19 protein-coding genes and 1 pseudogene are annotated in these 20,152 nt (G+C 73.1%); 9 read left to right on the top strand and 11 right to left on the bottom strand.

From position 1 onward, the window contains the following. Window positions 1-473: 473 nt before the first annotated feature. The gene (locus tag ACF08N_RS32565; protein ID WP_392328316.1) at window positions 474-1,493 is read left to right on the top strand and encodes an ArsR/SmtB family transcription factor; all 1,020 of its coding nucleotides are present in this window, start codon (window positions 474-476) and stop codon (window positions 1,491-1,493) included. Here the strand turns inward: ACF08N_RS32565 and ACF08N_RS32560 are convergent. Then, window positions 1,463-2,623, bottom strand: a complete 1,161-nt coding sequence (locus ACF08N_RS32560) for an alkaline phosphatase PhoX (protein WP_392328315.1) — start codon at window positions 2,621-2,623, stop codon at window positions 1,463-1,465. The genes ACF08N_RS32565 and ACF08N_RS32560 overlap by 31 nt on opposite strands. A gap of 290 nt (window positions 2,624-2,913) precedes the next feature. Here ACF08N_RS32560 and ACF08N_RS32555 point away from each other — a divergent pair, with 290 nt between their 5' ends. After that, complete coding sequence (locus tag ACF08N_RS32555) at window positions 2,914-3,336, top strand: VOC family protein (RefSeq protein WP_392328314.1); 423 nt, start codon at window positions 2,914-2,916, stop codon at window positions 3,334-3,336. Window positions 3,337-3,376: 40 nt separating this feature from the next. On the opposite strand, the gene ACF08N_RS32550 is transcribed toward ACF08N_RS32555, so the two are convergent. Further along, window positions 3,377-4,246: an AraC family ligand binding domain-containing protein gene (locus ACF08N_RS32550; protein ID WP_392328347.1), complete on the bottom strand. Its 870-nt coding sequence runs from the start codon at window positions 4,244-4,246 to the stop codon at window positions 3,377-3,379. 56 nt (window positions 4,247-4,302) lie between these two features. Between ACF08N_RS32550 and ACF08N_RS32545 the strand changes: the two genes are divergently transcribed. After that, the gene (locus tag ACF08N_RS32545) at window positions 4,303-5,295 is read left to right on the top strand and encodes a DMT family transporter (RefSeq protein ID WP_392328313.1); all 993 of its coding nucleotides are present in this window, start codon (window positions 4,303-4,305) and stop codon (window positions 5,293-5,295) included. Between the two features lie 279 nt (window positions 5,296-5,574). Here ACF08N_RS32545 and nirD read toward each other — a convergent pair whose 3' ends face one another. From nirD to ACF08N_RS32530, 3 genes are read right to left on the bottom strand one after another with little or no spacing between them, the layout of a single operon-like run. Beyond that, entirely contained in the window at window positions 5,575-5,937 is a 363-nt protein-coding gene (gene nirD, locus ACF08N_RS32540; protein WP_392328312.1) for a nitrite reductase small subunit NirD, read from the bottom strand. After that, window positions 5,934-8,549, bottom strand: coding sequence for a nitrite reductase large subunit NirB (gene nirB, locus ACF08N_RS32535; protein WP_392328311.1), 2,616 nt, complete (start codon window positions 8,547-8,549; stop codon window positions 5,934-5,936). The genes nirD and nirB overlap by 4 nt, the downstream gene beginning before the upstream one ends. Window positions 8,550-8,551: 2 nt before the next feature. Then, window positions 8,552-9,751, bottom strand: coding sequence for an NAD(P)/FAD-dependent oxidoreductase (locus tag ACF08N_RS32530; protein WP_392328310.1), 1,200 nt, complete (start codon window positions 9,749-9,751; stop codon window positions 8,552-8,554). Between the two features lie 202 nt (window positions 9,752-9,953). Here ACF08N_RS32530 and ACF08N_RS32525 point away from each other — a divergent pair, with 202 nt between their 5' ends. Then, window positions 9,954-10,739, top strand: coding sequence for a sulfite exporter TauE/SafE family protein (locus ACF08N_RS32525; protein WP_392328309.1), 786 nt, complete (start codon window positions 9,954-9,956; stop codon window positions 10,737-10,739). Window positions 10,740-10,754: 15 nt separating this feature from the next. On the opposite strand, the gene ACF08N_RS32520 is transcribed toward ACF08N_RS32525, so the two are convergent. The 3 genes from ACF08N_RS32520 to ACF08N_RS32510 all read right to left on the bottom strand — a co-directional run bounded on the left by ACF08N_RS32520 (window position 10,755) and on the right by ACF08N_RS32510 (window position 12,677). After that, the gene (locus ACF08N_RS32520; RefSeq protein WP_392328308.1) at window positions 10,755-11,222 is read right to left on the bottom strand and encodes a hypothetical protein; all 468 of its coding nucleotides are present in this window, start codon (window positions 11,220-11,222) and stop codon (window positions 10,755-10,757) included. Window positions 11,223-11,328: 106 nt separating this feature from the next. Then, complete coding sequence (locus tag ACF08N_RS32515; protein WP_392328307.1) at window positions 11,329-11,952, bottom strand: class F sortase; 624 nt, start codon at window positions 11,950-11,952, stop codon at window positions 11,329-11,331. Between the two features lie 221 nt (window positions 11,953-12,173). Next, a complete protein-coding gene (locus tag ACF08N_RS32510) occupies window positions 12,174-12,677 on the bottom strand; it encodes a hypothetical protein (protein WP_392328306.1) in 504 nt (167 codons plus the stop codon). Window positions 12,678-12,926: 249 nt separating this feature from the next. Here ACF08N_RS32510 and ACF08N_RS32505 point away from each other — a divergent pair, with 249 nt between their 5' ends. The 3 genes from ACF08N_RS32505 (at window position 12,927) to ACF08N_RS32495 (ending at window position 14,431) form a co-directional block, all read left to right on the top strand. After that, a complete protein-coding gene (locus ACF08N_RS32505; protein WP_392328305.1) occupies window positions 12,927-13,553 on the top strand; it encodes an NADPH-dependent FMN reductase in 627 nt (208 codons plus the stop codon). A 99-nt stretch (window positions 13,554-13,652) separates the two neighbouring features. Beyond that, window positions 13,653-13,994 carry a divalent-cation tolerance protein CutA gene (cutA, locus tag ACF08N_RS32500; RefSeq protein WP_392328304.1) on the top strand — a complete coding sequence of 114 codons (342 nt, stop codon included), beginning with the start codon at window positions 13,653-13,655 and terminating at the stop codon, window positions 13,992-13,994. Further along, complete coding sequence (locus tag ACF08N_RS32495) at window positions 13,964-14,431, top strand: gamma-glutamylcyclotransferase family protein (RefSeq protein ID WP_392328303.1); 468 nt, start codon at window positions 13,964-13,966, stop codon at window positions 14,429-14,431. The genes cutA and ACF08N_RS32495 overlap by 31 nt, the downstream gene beginning before the upstream one ends. A gap of 18 nt (window positions 14,432-14,449) precedes the next feature. Here ACF08N_RS32495 and ACF08N_RS32490 read toward each other — a convergent pair whose 3' ends face one another. The 3 genes from ACF08N_RS32490 to ACF08N_RS32480 all read right to left on the bottom strand — a co-directional run bounded on the left by ACF08N_RS32490 (window position 14,450) and on the right by ACF08N_RS32480 (window position 17,949). Then, complete coding sequence (locus ACF08N_RS32490; RefSeq protein WP_392328302.1) at window positions 14,450-16,540, bottom strand: molybdopterin oxidoreductase family protein; 2,091 nt, start codon at window positions 16,538-16,540, stop codon at window positions 14,450-14,452. 155 nt (window positions 16,541-16,695) lie between these two features. Further along, window positions 16,696-17,280 (bottom strand): TIGR03086 family metal-binding protein, encoded by a 585-nt coding sequence (locus ACF08N_RS32485; protein ID WP_392328301.1) that lies wholly within the window; start codon window positions 17,278-17,280, stop codon window positions 16,696-16,698. A 54-nt stretch (window positions 17,281-17,334) separates the two neighbouring features. Further along, on the bottom strand, window positions 17,335-17,949 hold the full coding sequence (locus tag ACF08N_RS32480) for a vancomycin high temperature exclusion protein (protein WP_392328346.1): 615 nt from the start codon (window positions 17,947-17,949) through the stop codon (window positions 17,335-17,337). A gap of 114 nt (window positions 17,950-18,063) precedes the next feature. Here ACF08N_RS32480 and ACF08N_RS32475 point away from each other — a divergent pair, with 114 nt between their 5' ends. Together ACF08N_RS32475 and ACF08N_RS32470 are read left to right on the top strand one after the other, a co-directional pair. Further along, the gene (locus ACF08N_RS32475) at window positions 18,064-18,789 is read left to right on the top strand and encodes a hypothetical protein (RefSeq protein WP_392328300.1); all 726 of its coding nucleotides are present in this window, start codon (window positions 18,064-18,066) and stop codon (window positions 18,787-18,789) included. Window positions 18,790-19,093: 304 nt separating this feature from the next. After that, a pseudogene (locus ACF08N_RS32470) lies at window positions 19,094-20,046 on the top strand (sirohydrochlorin chelatase). Window positions 20,047-20,152 lie beyond the last annotated feature (106 nt).

Raw genomic sequence — 20,152 nt, 5'->3', positions numbered from 1 at the left:
GGGCAGGCGCCCTGTGCGAGGCGCCTGCCCCTTCCGCTTTGTCCGTTGTGCGGAGTCCGCGGTGACAGGATCCACCTAATCCTGACCGGGCATTCAGTTTAATTCCGTACGTCCAACGGGAATCGAATTCTCGACATTTTCCCCGCGGGGAACCGGCAAGGAACCCGCAAGGAACCCGCAAGGAAACCGGCGGAACGCGGCCGGCGGATCCCCACCCGCCGACCGCGCTCCATTACCCGTGCCGGACACGGAGCCGCAACCTCCGCCACCGCCGCCGGACGCGAAGGCCCCCCACGGTCCTTGCTGCGTCACATCGGTGAAGTAGGTTTCATGCCCGACGTCGTACAGCCTTTCGGTTGCCCCCGTGCTCCCGCGAGGCGTTTCAACTGTGGCTGAAACACCGTGGTAACAACCTGTGATTGCATGCATACTCAGTGATGGGGGCGATTGCGGGTGCAACAGGTGGGGGTTCGGTGCTTCGAATTCATTTCAATGCGGACGACTTGGCGAAAGTACGGATGGCCGCCAGGCCCGACGCGTTGTGGGAATCCATTCTCAGTTTTCACCGATTGCGCGACCGCAGAGGCGCACTCACCTTCGGTGAATGGCGCTCCGAAGCCCGCAGCCGGTTGAAAGGTGAAACACGTCTGCTCGCCCAGCTCGTGCCACCGCGGGGCTATTTCCCCGATTTCCTGACGCCTGCCGAGGGCCGTGACGGCCTCGACGCGGGGCTGGAGGCGCTCCGCGCCACCCCGCCCGCGCGGCTGCACACGGAACTCGCCCTCGCGGTCGCCCACCGCTCGCCGCTGCGCGTCCTGCCCGCCCGGCTCCTCGCCCTCGCCGAGGGCAGCTCGGAGGCCGTCGCCCGGCTCGTGGCCGCCCTGCGCGCCTATTACCGGGCCGCCGTGGAGCCGTACTGGCCCCACATCCAGGCGCGCGTCGAGGCGGACCGCGCCGTGCGCGGCCGCGCGCTGCTCGACGGCGGCGCCGACGAGCTCCTCGCCTCGCTGCCGCCCGTGCTGCGCTGGCGCGCCCCCGTGCTGGAGGCCGACTACCCGGTCGACCGGGAGCTGCATCTGAACGGGCGGGGACTGCTGCTCCAGCCGTCGTTCTTCTGCCGCGGCACCCCGGTGGTGCTGCGCGACGCCTCGCTGTCGCCGGTGCTTGTCTACCCCGTCGCGCACGGGGGCGAGCCCGCCTTCGGCGAGTCGGCCGGGCCCTCGCTGGGCCGTCTCGTCGGCCACACGCGCTCCGCCGTGCTCCAGGCCATCCGCAACGGATGCACCACCAGCGAACTGGCCCGCAGGGCAGGGGTCTCCCTCGCCTCCGCGAGCCAGCACGCCGCGGTCCTCCGCGAGGCCGGACTCGTCGTGACCCTGCGCCACGGCAACGCGGTCCTGCACACCCTCACCCCGCTGGGCGCCGCCCTGCTGCGCGGCGGCGCCTCGGCGGAGCCGGAGCCCTACGCGCGGAACGGACCGGTCACCTCGTAGGTGATGCCGCCCGAGGAGCTGCCCGAGGTGCCGCGCTGGCTGGAGAAGTACAGCCGGCGGCCGTCGGGCGAGAAGGCCGGGCCGCAGATCTCCGAGCCGGACTGCCCGTTGACCCGCAGGAACGGCGCGACGACGTCGTCCGGCGTGATCACGCAGATCTCCATGTTGCCGCCGTCCTCGGCGACGAAGAGGTCACCGGAGGCGGAGCCCGTCACATTGTCGACACCGGTCAGCGGCGCGCCGCCGCCTACGACGAGCGAGTCGTCGTAGGCCAGCTCGTAGGTGTTGTTCAGCAGGTTCAGCTGCCACAGCCGGTTGTCACCCTTGGTGGTGAACCACACGGTGTCGTTGGCGTAGTGGCAGCCCTCGCCGCCGTTGAACAGCTTGGCGCCGGACACCTGGTCGCGGGTGGGGGTCGGCGAGCCGTCCGGGTCCGGCACGGTCGCCCAGGTGAAGCTGCCGGACGTGGCGGTCCCGGCCTTGAGCACCTGGAGCGTGCCGGAGGACAGGTTGCCCCACGTGGTGGGCACGAACCGGTAGAGGCAGCCGTCGGAGGCGTCCTCCGTCAGGTAGATCACCTTGCGCACCGGGTCGGCCGCCGCCGCCTCGTGGTTGAAGCGGCCCATCGCGCTGCGGCGGACGGCGGCGTTCACGCCCCACGGGTCGGTCTCGTAGACGTATCCCGTGCTCACCTCCTCGCAGGAGAGCCAGGTGTTCCAGGGAGTGGCACCGCCGGCGCAGTTGCGGTTGGTGTTGGACAGGATGCGGTACGCGCTCGTGATGGTGCCCGACGAGTCGAACCTGATCGCGCTGGCACCGCCGGTCGAGGAGATCTCCGAGTTGGAGACGTAGATCCAGCCGCTGCCGTTGGCGAAACAGGCGCCGCCGTCCGGGGCGCTGTGCCAGGTGTACGCGGTGGAGCCGACCTTCTGGCCGGACCGGGCGATCACCCGGCTGGTGAAACCGGCGGGGAGCTGGATGCCGTTCGCGTCGGCCGCACCGAGCGCCCCGTACGGGCCGGCGCCGGGCTGCGCCGGAGCCGCGGACGCGGCCCCCTGCCACAGCGTGAAGCCGAAGGCGGCGGCGGACGTGCCGACGACCGCGCCACGCAGGAAACTACGACGTTCCACTTGTCACTCCAGGGTGGGATGACCGACCCGCCGCGCCGGCCGGCGCCGCGGGGTCGCGCGTCGCAGAACATAGGAGCAGCGAATTGACGCTGCGGCAACGGATGGTGACCCGGAGGCGTCGACTCCGGGAGTGTCCGGACACGCCCGGTCCTGCCGCCACGGGGGTCACTCGGACATCCCCCGAACTTTGCCGCCCGCGAGCGATGAGTCCGGACCGTCCCGCCCGTCTATCCCTTCGAACGCACCGCACGGCGGAGCACCCGACGAGACCGTACGAGAGAGAGACGGCCATGCCCCAGATGATCTTCGTGAACCTGCCTGTGGACGACCTGGAGACGAGCAAGGCCTTCTGGAGCAAGCTCGGCTACTCCTTCAACCCGCAGTTCACCGACGAGAACGCCGCATGTCTGGTCATCAGCGACACCATCTTCGCGATGCTGCTGACCAAGCCGCGGTTCAAGGACTTCACCAAGAAGGAGATCGCGGACGCCACCACCTCCACCGAGGTGATCCTGGCCCTGAGCGCCGACAGCCGGGACAAGGTCGACGAGCTCGCGGACGCGGCCCTCGCCGCCGGCGGCACCCCGGCCAACGACCCGCAGGACTACGGCTTCATGTACGGCCGTTCCTTCCAGGACCCCGACCACCACATGTGGGAGGTCATCTGGATGGACATGGAGGCGGCCAAGGAGGCCATGGCACAGGGCGATTGACTCCGGCGGGGGCGACGCCGGGCCGGTCGTGACGGACGCGTCACGACCGGCCCGCCCGCTGGTACAGCCCCGGAGTCACACCGAAACAGCGCACGAACCACCGGTGGAAGTGACTCTGGTCGGTGAAACCCACCGCGGCGGCCGCGTCCGCCGCGGGCAGACCGGCCGCGAGCAGCCCGCGCGCCCGCCGCAGGCGCACCAGCCGCTGCCAGTCCGCCGGTGACATCCCGTACTCGGCCCGGAAGGCGCGGTACAGGGCGAAGCGGCTGCAGCCCGCCGCCGCGGCGAGAGCCTCGGCCGTCACCTTCTGCGCGTACGCCTCCTCCAGCAGCGCCCGGGCCCGGCGCGCCGCGACCCTGGCCGGGCCGTCGCGCCCCGGGACGCGTGCCCGCGGCGGGCGTGCCGTGCCCCGGGCGACCATGGCGGTGACCGCCGCCGTCAGCCGCTCGTCGCGCACCAGGGGGTCCGCGTCGCCGAGGAGCGCCGTGTGCAGCCGCAGCAGGGTGCCGCTCAGCTCCGGGTCGCTCAGCGCGGGCTCCCGGAACAGCGGCATGGCCGCCCGCCCGCCGGCCACGTCCGTCAGCACCTCGCGTACGACATCGGGGCCGATGTGCACGATCCGGTACTGGTAGCCGACGTCGGCAGCCGCCCGCCCGTCGTGCGGATCGTCCGGGTTGAACGCCATCACCATGCCCGCACCGCTGACGTGCGCGCCGCCCCGGCAGCTGAAGCGCTGGGCACCCGCCTCGGTGAGCCCGAACGAGTACGCGTCATGGCTGTGCGGGTGGTAGACGTGGTCGAAGAAGTGGGCGCGCATCGCCTCCAGCGGGCGGTCCGGGTCGCGCCAGTAGCACGCCCAGCCGTCGCCGTGCGCGCCCGGAGAGCCGTCAGCCGTGTCCACGCCCACCATTGTCCCCCGCACATACGTACAAGACCGGGGAGGGGCCGGGCGCCGACGCTGTTCCCATGAACTCGGCGAAGACGGTGAACACGCCTCAGGGCAAGGACAATCCGTACCTGCTGCTGACCGTGACCATGGTGCTGTGGGGCAGCGCCTTCAGCAGCTCCAAGGTGGTCGTGGAGGAGGTGCCCCACGGTGTCGCGGCGTTCCTCCGCTTCGGCGGTGGCGCGCTCGCCCTGCTGCTCGCCGTGCGCCTCTTCGGCCGGCGCGGCGTACGGGTCGCCCCGCGCGACCGGGGGAGGGCGGCGCTCGCCGGGCTGCTCGGCGTCTTCGCGTACAACCTGAGCTTCTTCTGGGGGCTCTCGCTCGCGCCCTCCATGGACGCGGGCGTCATCATCCCCGTCATGAGCCCGGTCCTGACCACCGCGTTCCTGCTGCTCACCCGCAAGGAGTCGGCGTCGCCCGCCCGCATCGCGGGGCTCGGCCTGGGCGTGGTGGGCGCCGTGGTCTTCTTCGTCGGCGCGGGCACCGGCGGTGGGGGCGCGACACGGCTGACCGGTGATCTGCTGTTCCTGCTCAGCGCCGTCTGCTGGGCCTGCTTCACCCTCGCGGGGCCGCGCGTGCTGGCCGGCATCGAACCGCTGCGGGCCACGACGTACGCGACCTGCGCCGGGGCCGTGGCCCTCGGCCTCTTCTCGGCCCCCGAGCTGGGCGAGGTGAGCTGGGGCGAACTGCCCGCCGGGATCTGGCTGAACGTGGTCTTCCTCGCCGTCGGGCCGACCGCCCTCGCCAACCTCCTCTACTACCGCGGAGTCGGCGCGGTCGGCCCCGCCTCGGCCTCCGTGATGATGTTCCTCGTGCCCGTCTTCGGCAGCTCGGCGGCCATGGTCTTCCTCGGCGAGTCCTTCGGCGCCGTCCAGGCGGCCGGCGCGGTGGTGCTGCTCGTCGGCGCGGTACTCGCCGTCACCCAGGGGCGCCTGCCGGGCCGCAGGGGCCCGGCAGGACAGGGTGCCGCTCACGCGCCGCGAAGAGTCAGGGCAGTGACAGACGACGCGTGAGCGGAGCCGGGGATGCCTCAGGGGGTGTCCGGCGGATCTTGGCCGGGGCCACGACGTCTGGCTCGGCACCTCGCCGCGTTGCCGAAGCCCGGATAGCTCCGCTATCAGGGCACTCCGGCGCCTTGCGATGCGTCCCCTTGGCCCCTGCGGGCCTGGGGAGACCTCACCCCCTCGGCCCCTGGGGGCCTGGGGAGACCCGACCCCCTAGGCCTGGGGGCCTGGGGAGACCCCATGCACCAGACGCCGCGTCCTGTCCGGCCCTGATCCGTCGGACAGCCCCTAGCCGAGGCGGACCTCGTAGGCGGTCACCGAGACCGTCTCGTCGTCCAGGCAGCGCCCGGACACCAGGTCGAAGCGCTGCTTGAGCAGCGGCGACGCGACGAACGGGCGGCCGGCCGCCGTGCCGATCAGGCCGCGCGAGAGCACCTGCGCCCCGGTGAACGGGTCGCGGTTGTCGATCGCGTACGGCACGCCGTCACGGTCCAGGAACAGCCCGGCCTGGCGGCCGTCCGGCAGCAGGGCGGCCACCCCGCGGCCCGGCGTGAGCCGGGACAGCGGGCACACGGTCAGCCACTCGTCGCCCAGCCGGAGCTGGACGTGCGTGTCCGTCTTCTGCAGGGTCTTCTCAGGCGCGATGGTCATCGGGCGGCAGTACCTTCCAGGGAGTCTTCCAGGGCTTCGCCCAGCGGACGGATGGACAGCAGCGGCAGGTCGGGCTTGACCTGGTCGCGCTCGGGCACGAACTTCACCGTCGGGTCCGGCACGTCGGGCGCGTTGACGAAGGACACGAACCGCAGCAGCCGCTCCGGGTCGTTCAGCGTCTCGGCCCACTCGTCGCGGTAGCCGGCGACATGGTCGGCCATCAGGGACTCCAGCTCGGCGCAGATGCCCAGCGAGTCGTGCACGACGACGTCGCGCACATGGTCGAGGCCGCCCTCGATCCGCTCCAGCCAGGTCGAGGTGCGCTCCAGCCGGTCGGCGGTGCGGATGTAGAACATCAGGAACCGGTCGATGAGCCTGATCAGTTCGGCGTCGGACAGGTCCTGCGCCAGCAGGTCGGCGTGGCGCGGCGTCGCTCCGCCGTTGCCGCCGACGTACAGGTTCCAGCCGTTGGCGGTGGCGATCACGCCGAAGTCCTTCGACTGGGCCTCCGCGCACTCGCGCTGGCAGCCGGAGACCGCCGACTTCAGCTTGTGCGGGGAGCGCAGGCCGCGGTAGCGCAGCTCCAGGTCGATCGCCATGCGGACCGAGTCCTGCACGCCGTAGCGGCACCAGGTCTGCCCCACACAGGACTTAACGGTCCGCAGCGCCTTGCCGTAGGCGTGCCCCGACTCGAAGCCCGCGTCCACCAGCCGGCCCCAGATCTGGGGCAGCTGGTCGACCCGGGCACCGAACAGGTCGATGCGCTGGCCGCCGGTGATCTTCGTGTAGAGGCCGAAGTCGCGGGCCACCTCGCCGATGACGATCAGCTTCTCGGGGGTGATCTCACCGCCCGGGATGCGCGGCACGATCGAGTACGAGCCGTTCTTCTGGAGGTTGGCGAGGAAGTGGTCGTTGGTGTCCTGGAGCGCCGCCTGCTCGCCCTCCAGCACATAGCCGGGGGCGCCGATCGTGGGCGCCAGGGAGGCGATGACGGAACCGACGGCGGGCTTGCAGATCTCGCAGCCGTTCGTGCCGCGCGCCGCCTCCCGGCCGTGGTTGTCGAGGAGCTGCTGATACGAGGTGATGCGCAGGGCGCGGACGATCTCGTACAGCTCCTGGCGGGTCTGGGCGAAGCAGCCGCACAGGCCCTTGTCGACCTCGACGCCCGCGGCCTCCAGCTCGGCGTTGACCAGCTGGCCGAGCACCTTGACGCAACTGCCGCAGCCCGTGCCCGCCTTGGTGCACTTCTTCACCTCGGGGACGGTGGTGCAGGAGTGCTCGGTGACGGCGCCGCGGATCGTGCCCTTGGTGACGTTGTGGCAGGAGCAGACGACGGCGTCGTCGGGCAGGGCGGCGGGGCCGAGCGCGACCGGCGCGCCGGAGCCGGCGGGCAGCACCAGCTGCTCGGGGGAGACCGGCGGCTTCGAGCCGGTGAACGCGCGCAGCGTGCCGTACGCCTCGGCGTCGCCGACGAGGATGCCGCCGAGCAGCGTGCCCTCGGGGTCGATGACGAGCTTCTTGTAGACACCGGCGCGGGAATCGGAGTAGACGACGTCGAGGCAGCCCTCGGCCGCTCCGTGCGCGTCGCCGAAGGAGGCGACGTCGACGCCGAGCAGCTTCAGCTTGGTGGACAGGTCCGCGCCGGTGAACGACGCGACCTCGCCCTCCAGCGCGGCGGCCGCCGTCTCGGCCATCTCGTAGCCGGGCGCGACCAGTCCGTAGACCCGCCCGTCGGAGGCGAGCGCGCACTCGCCGATCGCGAAGACCGCAGGGTCGGAGGTGCGGCACTGCTCGTCGACGACGATGCCGCCGCGCTCGCCGACGGCGAGACCCGCGTCCCGGGCGAGCTGGTCCCTCGGCCGCACGCCGGCGGAGAAGACGACCATGTCGGTGGCGAGCACCGAACCGTCCGACAGGGCCATGCCGTTGACGGCGCCGCTGTCGTCGGCGGTGACCTCCTGGGTGCCGACGCCGGTGTGGACCGACAGGCCCATGTCCTCGATGGTGCGCAGCAGCGCCGCGCCGCCGCCCTCGTCGACCTGCACCGGCATCAGCCGCGGCGCGAACTCGACGATGTGCGTCTCGAGCCCCAGGCCCTTCAGCGCGCCCGCCGCCTCCAGTCCGAGCAGGCCGCCGCCGACGACGGCGCCGACACGGGACTTCCTGGCGTACTCCTCGATCGCCAGCAGGTCCTCGATGGTGCGGTAGACGAAGCAGCCCTCCGCGTCCTTGCCCGGCACCGGCGGCACGAACGGGTACGAGCCGGTGGCCAGCACCAGCGTGTCGTACGCGACCGTCAGCCCGGCGCGCGAGGTGACCGTGCGGGCGGCGGTGTCGATCGCCTCCGCCGGGTCGCCCACGTGCAGTTCGATGCCGTGCTTCTCCATGAAGCCGGCCTCGACCATGGACAGGTCCTCGGGCGTGTTCCCGGAGAAGTACGAGGTGAGGCGGACCCGGTCGTAGGCGGGGCGCGGTTCCTCGCACAGCACGACGATCCGCGCACGGCCGGTGACGCCGCGGTCGGCGAGGGCCTCCAGGAATCGCTGGCCGACCATGCCGTGGCCGACGACCACGATGGTGGGGGTGATCGCGGGGGTGGACATCGCAGCCATGTTCAGAGGCCTCCATCATTGGTGAGCAGGTGGAGCAGGGGCACGGAGTCGGGAAGGGCCTCGTCGCCCTCCCAGGCCCGGGCGAGTGCGCCGACCGAGGCGAGATCCCCGAGCAGTACCCCGCCGACCAGCCGGTCCCCGCGGACGACGACCTTGCGGTACGCGCCGCGGGTGGCGTCGGCGAGCTGCACGACGTCGTCGCCGGGACGGGGTGTGGGATCGCCGAAGGCGGCGAGGTCGAGAGGGCTCGTCGCCGAGGCGAGCGTGAGCCGGGTCAGGGCGCGGGTGCCGGTGTAGCGGCCGGTGGCGCCGGGCCTGAGCACGGACGCGAGGACGTCGGCCTGTTCGACGGCCGGGCCCGCGAGGCCGTGGACCACGCCGTCGTGCTCGGCGCAGTCGCCGATGGCGTGGATGTACGGGTCGGAGGTGCGCAGCTCGTCGTCGACGACGATGCCGCGGCGGACCGTGAGCCCCGCGTCGGCCGCGAGCCCGATCCTGGGGCGCACCCCGCAGGCCAGCACGACGAGCTCGGCGTCGAGCGCGAAGCCGTCGGCGAGCACCACGGCGCTGACCGCGTCGTCGGCGCCGGTGCGCAGGCCGCGCACCCGGCACTCGGTGTGCACCTCGACGCCCATGGCCTCCAGGTGGCTGCGCAGCAGCGTGGAGGCGGAGACGTCGAGCTGGCGCTCCATGAGGTGCTCGCCCTGCTGGGCCAGCACCACCTTGGCGCCGCGCTCGGCGAGCGCCCGGGCCGCGGAGACGCCGAGCAGCCCGCCGCCGACGACGACGGCCCGGGTGCCCGGGCGGACGGCCTTCGACAGGGCCGCGCAGTCGTCGAGGGTGCGGAAGGGGTGCACGCCGTCGGGGAGGCCGGGGCCGATGCCCCGCAGCGGCGGCAGCACCGGGTTGGAACCGGTCGCGAGGACCAGCCGGTCGTAGCCGACCGCGGTGCCGTCCGCGCAGTGCACGAGCCGGCGTTCGCGGTCGATGGACGTCGCCCGGACACCGCGCCGTACGGGCACCTCGGGCAGGGCGATCACCTCGGGCCCGTACCGCCCGGCGAGCACCTCGGCGAGCAGCACCCGGTTGTACGGGGCGTGCTGTTCCTCGCCGATGACGGTGACGCGGGCGGCCGTGCCCAGCTGCCGCGCGAGCCGCGCGCCTGCCGTCCCGCCGCCGATCACCACGATGTCCGAAGTCATGCAAGCAGCGTGCGTCGTCGGTGTTACCCGGCAGGTTCCCTTCTGTTTCCCGTGCGGAACGCTGCCCTCAGCGGCGGCCGGGGGCGGATGTGAGGGGCCGTCCCTCACGCGGGGCCGCGCCCCGGTTACGGAAAGCTCAGGAGACGCTCAAGAATCAACAGTTCGTTGGACGGTGCACGCATCGCGTCCATAGGGTCGCCCCGTGCCCGACATATCACTGACCACCCTCGTCTTCCTCTGTCTCGCCGCCGCGGTGGCCGGCTGGATCGACGCGGTGGTGGGCGGCGGGGGACTGCTGCTCCTGCCCGCCCTGCTGCTCGGCCTGCCGAACGTCCAGGCCGCCCACGTCCTCGGCACCAACAAGGCCGTCGCGATCGTCGGCACCACGGGTGCGGCCGTCACCTATGTGCGCAAGGCGCCCGTCCAGGTGAAGACGGCCGTGCGGATCGGGCTCGCGGCTCTGGCGGGCTCGATGGGCGGCGCCTTCTTCGCGGCCGGCATCAGCAGCGACGTCCTGCGTCCCGTGATCATGGTCGTGCTGCTCGGGGTGGCGGCCTTCGTGATGCTGCGGCCCACGTTCGGCACGGCGACCGACGAGGCGCGGCGGCGCGTGAGCCGGGCCCGGACTGTCGCGGCGATCGTCCTCGTCGGCGGCGGGATCGGCTTCTACGACGGCCTGTTCGGGCCGGGCACCGGCACGTTCCTGGTCCTGGCGCTGACCGCCGTGCTCCACCTGGACCTGGTGACCGCCTCCGCGACCGCCAAGATCGTCAACGTCTGCACCAACGGGGGCGCGCTGGCGATGTTCGCGTACCAGGGCACCGTGCTGTGGCAGCTGGCCCTGGTCATGGCCGTCTTCAACCTGGCGGGCGGCATGATCGGCGCCCGCATGGCCCTGAGGAAGGGCAGCGAGTTCGTGCGCGGGGTGCTGCTCGTCGTCGTCTTCTCCCTGGTCGCCAAGCTCGGCTTCGACCAGTGGAGCGCGTAGCGCGGGCCCTGCTCATCAGCGGTCGGCGGTCTCCGCGCAGACGGCGTTCGCGCGCTCGGTGATCTGCAGCAGGACGCGGGCGGCGACGGCCAGGTCCTCCTCGGGGACGGTGCCGTAGACGCGGGGTGCGACCTCGGCCGCGAACGCGGCGAGCCGGGTCTGCAGGGCCCGGCCGTCCTCGGTGAGTTGTATGCGGTCCGCGTCCCCGGGCGCGGAGGAAGACGGCACGGTCTCGACCAGACCGGAGTCCGCCAGCTCCACCAGGGCCTTCAATGCCTCGCCCTCGTCGATCTTCACGGTGGACGTCATGCGCTCGGCGATCGCCTCGCGCGCGGCCGCGCCGCCCTGTGCGGCCAGGGCGTTCAGCGCGATGGAGTGGAAGAAGGTGTTGCCGGTACGGGCCAGCTCGCGCTCCAGCAGGGCGCGGGCGGCGTAGTGGGCCTGGCCGAGTATCTGGCTGTTCAGCAGGGGTGCGGTGGACATGGCTGCTCCTCGCGGGGCTCGACGGAGGGCGGGTATGGATGCGCCTCGGCCGATACCGTACATGGCTACTATGTCCATGGCTAGCTTTTTGGGTGCGAGAAACCCGCTAGCCCTGCCGCACGCCGATCAGATGCCCGTACGCCACGACGTTGCCCCGGTAGCCCGTCTTCTCCGAGTAGCCGCCGCCGCAGGTGATCACCCGCAGTTCGGCGCGGTCGCGGGGGCCGTAGACCTTCCGGTCGGGGAAGGCGTCCGCGTCGTAGACCTCTATCGCGTCGATGGTGAACACCGCGGTCCGGCCGTCCTCGCGCGTGATCTCGACCCGGTTGCCCTTCCGGAGCGCGCCGAGGTTGTAGAAGACGGACGGGCCCTCGGTGTTGTCCACATGGCCGGCGACGATCGCCGTGCCCTTCGCCCCGGGCGCGGTGCCGTCCTCGTACCACCCGGCGAGGTTGCGGTCGGCGGCCGGCGGGACCTCCAGGCTGCCGTCCCGCTCCAGGCCGAGGCCCCTCACCGGGGCGTCCACGTCGATCTCGGGGATCCGCAGCCGCAGCGGCCTGGACGCGGGCAGCGGGGCGGCGGCGGCGTCGGTGTGCTGATTGGGGCCCGCTGCGAACGCCTCGGCGGCCGACGGTATCGGCGGCGTCACGTCCCGCACGCCGTTCTGGACCAGCCACAGGCCCGCGCACAGGGCAAGGGCGACACCCAGGCCCTTGGCCTTCGCGCTCATCTCTCCTCCGGGAAGGGGGCCGGGCCGGAACGGCCTCGGGGAAGGGGGCGGAATGACCTCCGGGAAGGGCGTCCGGGAAGGCGGGGCCGGAACGGCCTCGGGGGAAAGAGCCCGGAGCGGCCTCCGGCAAGAGGGCCGAACGGCTCGCACCCCGCCCCCGTCGGCTCGGGGCCGGACGGGAGCGGGGGCTCGGGCGGTACGGGCCGGTGGAAGCCGGCCCGTCAGCTGCCCTGCGCGCCGCTCGCCCGGCGGCGCAGGAGCAGGGTCCCGCCGACGGCGGCCGCGGCGATGACCGCCGTGCCCGCCGCGATCTGGGTGAGGTCCGGGCCGACGCTGCCGCCGATGCCGGTCTTCACATGGCCGCTCGGACCGTGGTGACGGATGGTCACGTCCCCGCTGGCCTCCTTGCCGTTCTTGCACACGACACCGATCCCGTACGTCCCGGGCCGTACGGTCTCGGGCACCGTGAACTGGCCCACGGCGAGCTCCTTGTGCGTGCCCGGCCACAGCTTGAACTCGCCCGCGCCCAGCGCCCGTGCGTCACCGGTGCCGCGCCCGTTCTTGCCGCACGCCTGGGTGCTGACGGTGACGGTGTCGCCCGGCGCGGCCGTCGACGGGTGGAGCTCCAGGGTTCCGAAGTCCCCGGCGAGGGCCGTCGGGGTGGCGAGACCTATCGAGGCGATGACCGGCGCGATGCCGGTCAGCAGGCGGGCGGTCGTGCGCATGGGGGTCCTCCGGGAGCGCGTGATGCAGGGTCCTCTGCTTCGAGGTAAGGGCCGGGCCGCCCCCCATGCCTGCTGATGGCGCATCAGATTCACTGGCACGGAGCGGCGTGTCGCGCTGGACGCGGGGTGTCGCCGCAGGTCACCGCGCAGGGTGCCGCATTCGGGTGGGGTGCGCCCCGGGCATGCTGAACGGGTGACGGCACCGCGGCGCTTGACCTCAACCAAACTTGAGGTACCACGCTCTTCCCCATGGACCTCAACACGCCTGAGAACACGACCGTCACCGGCCCCGCCGAGAAGGCGCCGCTGAAGCTCGCCGTCATCGTCGGAAGCAACCGCGAAGGGCGCTTCGGGCCCGTCGTCGCCGACTGGTTCCTCTCCCGCGCCGCCCGTCGCGAGGACTTCACCGTCGATCTCGTCGACCTCGCCGAGACGGAACTGCCCACGTCCCTGTCCTACAAGCCGTCCCCCGCCGTGACCGCCGAACTCGCCAAGGTCACACCCCGGCTGGCCGCCGCCGACGCCTTCGTCGTCCTCACCCCCGAGTACAACCACTCCTTCCCCGCCACCCTCAAGTCCCTCATCGACTGGCACTTCGGCGAATGGCAGGCCAAGCCGGTCGGCTTCGTCTCCTACGGCGGCATGTCCGGCGGGCTGCGGGCCGTCGAACACCTGCGGCAGGTGTTCGCCGAGCTCCACGCCGTCACCGTCCGCGACACGGTCTCCTTCCACAACGCCGGGGCCCACTTCGACGACGAGGGCAACCACCGCGACCCCGCGGGCCCCGACGCGGCCGCCAAGACGATGCTCGACCAGCTCTCCTGGTGGGGCACCGCCCTGCGCTCCGCCAAGGCCGCGCACCCCTACGCGGCCTGATCAAGGGGCGGGCCGGGCGCAGGGGGCCGGGTGGTGCGTACGGTGGCGTGGACGGGCCTGGCCCCCGTCCCCCAGCCGCCCACCGAAGGAGCCCCTGCCGTGGAGCAACAGCCCGCCGCGCCCGAGCTGCTCGCCGTGCTGACCACCACCGACAGCGCCGATAAGGCGCACGAACTGGCGCACGGCGCGGTGGAGGCCGGACTCGCCGCCTGCGCGCAGGTCTCGGCGCCGATGACCTCCGTGTACCGCTGGCGGAACGCCGTCGAGCGCGCCGAGGAGTGGCAGGTCGTCTTCAAGACGACCCCGGCCTGCTACGAGGCCCTGGAAGCACATCTGACCGCCGCGCACGACTACGACACCCCCGAGATCATCGCCTTCCCGACCGTTCGGGCGGGCGCCGCGTACGCGGCATGGGTACGGGCGGAGACGACGACGCCGTGAGCGCGCAGCTTCCGTTCTTCGTCTACGGCACCCTGCGGCCCGGCGAGCACAACCACGACCTGTTCCTCGCCGGCCGCACCTCGGCCGAGGAGCCCGCGACACTGCCGGGCGCCCTGCTGTACGACGGGCCCGGCTACCCGTACCTGGTCGAGGACGCGCAGGACGGCGGCCCGGTCGCGGGCGCGTGCGTGCGGGCCGCGCCCGAGGAGTACGCCCGCCTGCTCAGGACGCTCGACCAGCTGGAGGACTTCATCGCCCCCGGCCACCCGCGCAACATGTACGAGCGGGTGGCGCGGCAGGTGACCCTCGCGGACGGCACCGCGCTACCTGCCTGGGTCTACGTCGCCGCCGACGGCGTGGCCCGCGACCTGACGGCGCGCGGGCAGCGCATCGCGGGCGGCGACTGGTGCGGCCGGGCGGGAGCGGCGGGGGTGTGAGCCGGGGGTGGTGGCCCGTCAGGCCGCCGGTTCCACGCGCACCGCGCACACCTTGAACTCCGGCATCCGCGACGTGGGATCGAGCGCCGGGTTCGTCACCGTGTTCACCCGGCCCTCGCCGGGCCAGTGGAACGGCATGAACACCGTGTCCGGCCTGATCCCGTTGGTGATCCGTGCGGGCCCCACGGCCCGCCCCCGCCGCGAGACCACCGCGACCGGATCGCCGTCCGCGGCGACGCCGATGCGCTCGGCCAGCTGCGGATGCAGCTCCACGAACGGGCCCGGTGCCGCCGCGTTCAGCTCGTCGACGCGGCGCGTCTGCGCCCCCGACTGGTACTGGGCGACCACCCGCCCGGTGGTCAGCAGCACCGGGTACTCGTCGTCCGGCTCCTCGGCGGCGGGCCGGTGTCCGACGGGCACGAACCGCGCCCGCCCGTCGTCCGTGGCGAACCGGTCGAGGAACAGCCGCGGCGTCCCCGGATGAGCGTCCTGCTGCTCGGGACAGGGCCAGAACACCCCGTCCTCCTCGGCGATCCTGCGATAGGTGATCCCCGAGTAGTCCGCGGGCCCGCCCGCCGATGCCCGGCGCAGCTCGTCGAAGACCTCCTCCGCGTCGGACGAGAAGCCCTTCTCGTGACCCAGCAGCCCGGCGAGGCCGCCCAGCACCTGGAGATCACTGCGCACGCCGGGCGGCGCGTCGACCGCGCGGCGCCGCAGCAGCACTCGTCCCTCCAGGTTCGTCGTCGTGCCGGTCTCCTCCGCCCACTGCGTCACCGGCAGCACCACGTCCGCGAGCGCGGCGGTCTCCGACAGCACGACGTCCGCGACGGCCAGGAAGTCCAGCGACTTCAGCCGCTCCTCGATGTGCGCGGCGCGCGGCGCCGAGACCACCGGGTTCGAGCCCATCAGCAGCAGCGACTTCACGTCCGTGCCGAGCGCGTCCAGCAGCTCGTAGGCACTGCGTCCCGGGCCGGGCAGCGTCTGAGGATCCACGCCCCACACCTCGGCGACATGGGCCCGCGCCGCCGGGTCGTCCAGCTTGCGGTAGCCCGGCAGCTGGTCGGCCTTCTGGCCGTGCTCACGGCCGCCCTGCCCGTTGCCCTGTCCCGTCAGACAGCCGTAGCCGGACAGCGGGCGGCCGGCCCGGCCGGTGGCCAGGCACAGGTTGATCCAGGCGCTGACCGTGTCCGTGCCCTTGGACTGCTGCTCGGGCCCGCGCGCAGTGAGCACCATGCCCGTGGGCGCGTCGCAGAACATCCGTACGGCCTCACGCAGCTGGGGCACGCCCACGCCGGTGAGCCGCTCGACCTGCTCCGGCCAGTGCGCCATCGCCGCCGCCCGGGCGTCCGCCCAGCCGCTGGTCCGCTCCTCGATGAACTCCTCGTCGGTGCGCCCGTCGGCGACGACCAGGTGCAGCAGACCGAGGGCGAGCGCCAGGTCGGTGCCGGGTCGGGGCGCCAGGTGGAGGTCGGCCTGCTCGGCGGTCTTCGTACGCCGCGGGTCGACGACGATCAGCGTGCCGCCGTTCTCCTTCAGCTCCGTCAGGTACCGCAGCGCGGGCGGCATGGTCTCGGCGAGGTTGGAGCCGACGAGGATCACGCACCCGGTCCTCGGGATGTCCTCCAGCGGGAAGGGCAGGCCGCGGTCCAGACCGAACGCCTTGTTGTGCGCGGCGGCGGCCGACGACATGCAGAACCGGCCGTTGTAGTCGATCTGCGAGGTGCCGAGCACGACCCGGGCGAATTTGCCCAGCGTGTACGCCTTCTCGTTGGTGAGCCCGCCGCCGCCGAAGACGCCCACCGCGTCGGGGCCGTACGTGTCCCTCGTACGGCGCAGCCCGTCGGCGATCGTACGCAGGGCCTCCTCCCAGGTGGCCGGCTCGAGCCGGCCTGTGGCGTGGGATCGGATGAGCGGCTCGGTCAGGCGCACCCGGGAGGAGAGCAGGGCGGGAGAGGTGCGGCCCTTGCCGCACAGCGCCCCCCGGTTCACGGGGAAATCGGGGCGTTCCACCACCTCGACGACCGCCTCGGCCGATGTGCTGCCGCGCAGGTTCATGCCGCACTGCAGGGCGCAGTAGGGACAGTGGGTCGGGATGGTCTCGTCGCGCATGACGCCCAGCGTGGAACATCCGTGTTACGCCGGCGGGCGCGGCACATTACAAGCGAGGTACGCCGCCCTCCGCGCGGACGGCCCGCCCCGGTGAGGCCGGCGCCCCTGACTCCTAGGGGGTGTCCGGCGGATCTTGGCCGGGGCCACGACCCTCCCTAGCCCCGGCGGCCCAGCATGGCCAGCAGTCGGGACTGGGCGCTGTCGCCCGGCGGCGGCTCGATCGGCGGCGCGAAGAGACCCGAGGCGGCCAATTCGTCCGCGTACGGGGTGACCTCGTCCAGCGCGAACGCCACGAGCGCGTGGGGCAGCCGCTCCGGGGCGCCGATCGCCCGCGACAGGTCCCAGGCGTGCACCACCGCGTCCGTGGTCATCTGCGCGCAGTAGGCGACGGCCGGGGTCTCGCCGTACGACAGCCGCACAGTCCGCTCCAGCGCGCCGTCCGCGGCGAACGCCTTGTGGGCGGCGCGGGCGGCCGCGTCCCACGCGGCCGCCGGACGCGCGCCGAGCACGTCGCCGTCGTACGCGTCGCCCACGTCCTCGATGTCCGCCCCGTCTGTCACCAGGTCCGGCACCCACAGCTGCTCGGCCGTGAGGTGGTTGACCAGATCGCGCACGGACCACTCGGTGCAGGGCGTCGGATCGTCCCACTGGCCGGCCCGCACCGCGTGCACCCGGTCGGTGAAGAGGGCGAGTGCTTCGGAGTGCCGGGCGAGGAGCTCTGCCGCGTCGTCGTTCGTCATGCGGCTCACTGTCGCGCGCCGGGGGCCCGGATGCGAGCGTGCCGGTGCCGCGTGTCAGCGGCCGGCCGACTCCAGGGCCTGCCGCACGCCCGGTTCCTTCGCGCCGAGGAACCTCGGGTCGGGCCGCAGCAGGGCGTCCAGCGACCCCTTGCCCGCCGCGAACATCTCGCGCACCCCGCCGTAGTACCAGGTCACGTCGTGCGGCTCGGCGACACCGACGCCGTACGACTCGACCCCGGCGGAACGGCACAGGGCGAGGGCCCGGCGGATGTGGAAGCCCTGCGTCACCAGCACCGCGCGCTCGACACCGAAGATCTCCTTCGCCCGGACGCAGGAGTCCCAGGTGTCGAAACCGGCGTAGTCGCTGACGATCCGCCCGTCCGGGACACCGCGCTCCGTCAGATACGTGCGCATCGCGTCGGGCTCGTCGTACTCGACACGGCTGTTGTCGCCGGTGACCAGCACGACCTTGACCTTCCCCGCCCGGTAGAGCTCGGCGGCGGCGTCCAGGCGGTGGGCGAGGTACGGGGTGGGCCGGCCGTTCCACAGCCCGGCACCGAAGACGACGGCCACGTCCTGCGCGGGCACGTCGGCGACGGCGCGCACGCGGCTGTCGGCCACGGCGTGCATCCAGGTGGCGGGCGCGAGCGCGAGTACGCAGCCGAGCATGACGGCCTGGACGGTTCGCCGCTGCCCGCGGCGCGAGATCTTCCTCAAACCCCTCACGGGACGTCAGACGCGGTCCATGAGAAAACGGTTCGTCCCGGTGGCCCCTGTGTTGGCATGATCACTTCCGTGACGGACGAGAGGGCGCTGCGAGCGGCCCACAACAACGCGGTGTGGTGCGAGGCCATGTGCCGCGCGCACGGTCTGCCGGGCACGTTCGCCCCGCACGCCTGGACGAACTCCCGCCGGACCCCGCCGCTGTATCCGGACGCGGTGACGCTGACCCCGGACGCGTCCTCCGCCGATGTCCTCGCGGCCATCGACACCGCGGCCGCGGGGCCCGGCGCGTCGGTCAAGGACAGTTTCGCCTGCCTGGACCTGACGGCGGCGGGGTTCGAGGTGCTGTTCGAGGCGCAGTGGCTGTACCGCCCGGCGGGCCTGCCCGCGCCCGTGGCACCGCGCGGCGCACGGTGGTCCCCGGTGACGACGCCCGGGGAACTGGCCGAGTGGGCGACGGCGTGGGACGACGGCCAGGGCCTCGACGCCCTGTTCCGCGCGGAGCTGCTGTCCGACCCGACGACGACGGTCCTCGCGGCACACGACCCGGTCGGCCGGGTGACGGCGGGAGCGGTGCTGACCACGACACCGGGGGCGGCGGGCATCTCCAACCTCTTCACCCGGGACGGCGACCTGGACGCGGCCTGGGCGGGCTGCCTGTCGGCGGTGACCGCGCGCTGCCCGGACGTCCCCGTGGTCGGCTACGAGCACGGCGACGACCTGCCACCGGCCCTGCGAGCGGGCTGCGCCGTGGCGGGCCCCCTGCGGGTCTGGCTCACGGCCTGACGCTTCGGGTACGGCTGGGGCTGGGGCGCGGTCTACGTCCCGGGGCGCGTCGCCACATGACAGCCCCGCCGGCGATTGAGGCGCGGGGTCCGGGGCGGAGCCCCGGTTACGGGAAGGGGCGGGTAGGGGAACGGCCCCGCGCAGCGGCCCACCCCCCCCCGCACACCACCCGTATCCGGCCACCCGCCCCCGCGCTCGGCCGCACCAGCCCCGCCCACCCCCCGCCCCCTCACCGTGAGCCCGGCGCAAACACCTGTCACCCCCACGCAACACCCCGGCAACCTCCGCCCGCCACGATCGGTCCATGACGGAGCCGGAACACCTTCGTGAGTCCCCGCACCTCCAGCCCGCGATGCCCCACGACAGCGCCGCGCAGTTCGACACCACCGCTCAGCTGCTGACGCGCATCACCGCTCAGCTCGGCACCCAGCTGAGTCACGTCCGACTGAACGGAACCCGCAGCGCATGCCCCAGACCCACCAACGCCCGCCCCGCTCCCACCCGTCCCACCCCCAGCCGGCCCTCGTCGCCGTAGCCCACGGCAGCCGCGACCCGCGCGCCCTGCGCACCGTCTCCGCTCTCCTGGAGCGGGTCCGTGAGCTCCGGCCGGGTCTGGACGTCCGGCTCGGGCACATCGAGCTGAACGAGCCGCTGCTCACCGACACCCTCGCCGGGCTCCGCGGCGCGCCCGCCGTGCTCGTGCCGCTGCTGCTCAGCCGCGGCTACCACGTCAAGCACGACCTGCCGCAGGCCGCCGCGGCCGCGCCGGGCGGAGGCGCGGACATCCGCGTCGCCCGGCCCCTCGGCCCGCACCCCCTGCTGGTCGAGGCCCTGTGCTCCCGGCTGGCCGAGGCCGGCTGGCAGGACGCGGACGGCGGCAGCCGCAGCGCCGGCGTCGTGCTCGCCTCCGCGGGGTCGCGCGACCCCGAGTCCGCCGAGGACACCCGCCGCATGGCGGAGATGCTCGGCGAACGTCTCGGAGGCGTACCCGTCGTCGCCGCGTACGCCTCCGCGCTCGCGCCGACCGTGCCCGCCGCCGTCCGGGCGCTCACCGCCCGCGGCCGGCACCGGATCGCCGTCGCGTCCTACTTCGCCGCTCCCGGCCTCTTCGCGACCCGCAGCGCCGCTGCCGCACCCTGGATCGCCGCCGAACCGCTCGGCACGCACCCGGCGCTTGCCCGCCTGCTGCTCCACCGCTACGACGAGGCACGCACGCGCCCGTACGCCCTGCGCCACCACGAGCTGTCCGCGGCCTGACAACCGGGCCGCCCCCGGCCCGACCGCCCCGGCGCCGATCACCCGCGCGACCACCCCCGCGCCAACCGACCCGCGCGGCCACCCCACGCGGCCGCCCCCGCGCCAA

It is taken from the genome of Streptomyces sp. NPDC015127 (assembly GCF_043080095.1).
Taxonomy (GTDB): domain Bacteria; phylum Actinomycetota; class Actinomycetes; order Streptomycetales; family Streptomycetaceae; genus Streptomyces.
The sequence above is the reverse complement of the archived record's forward strand: the minus strand, read 5'-3'. Positions and strand labels throughout refer to the sequence as shown.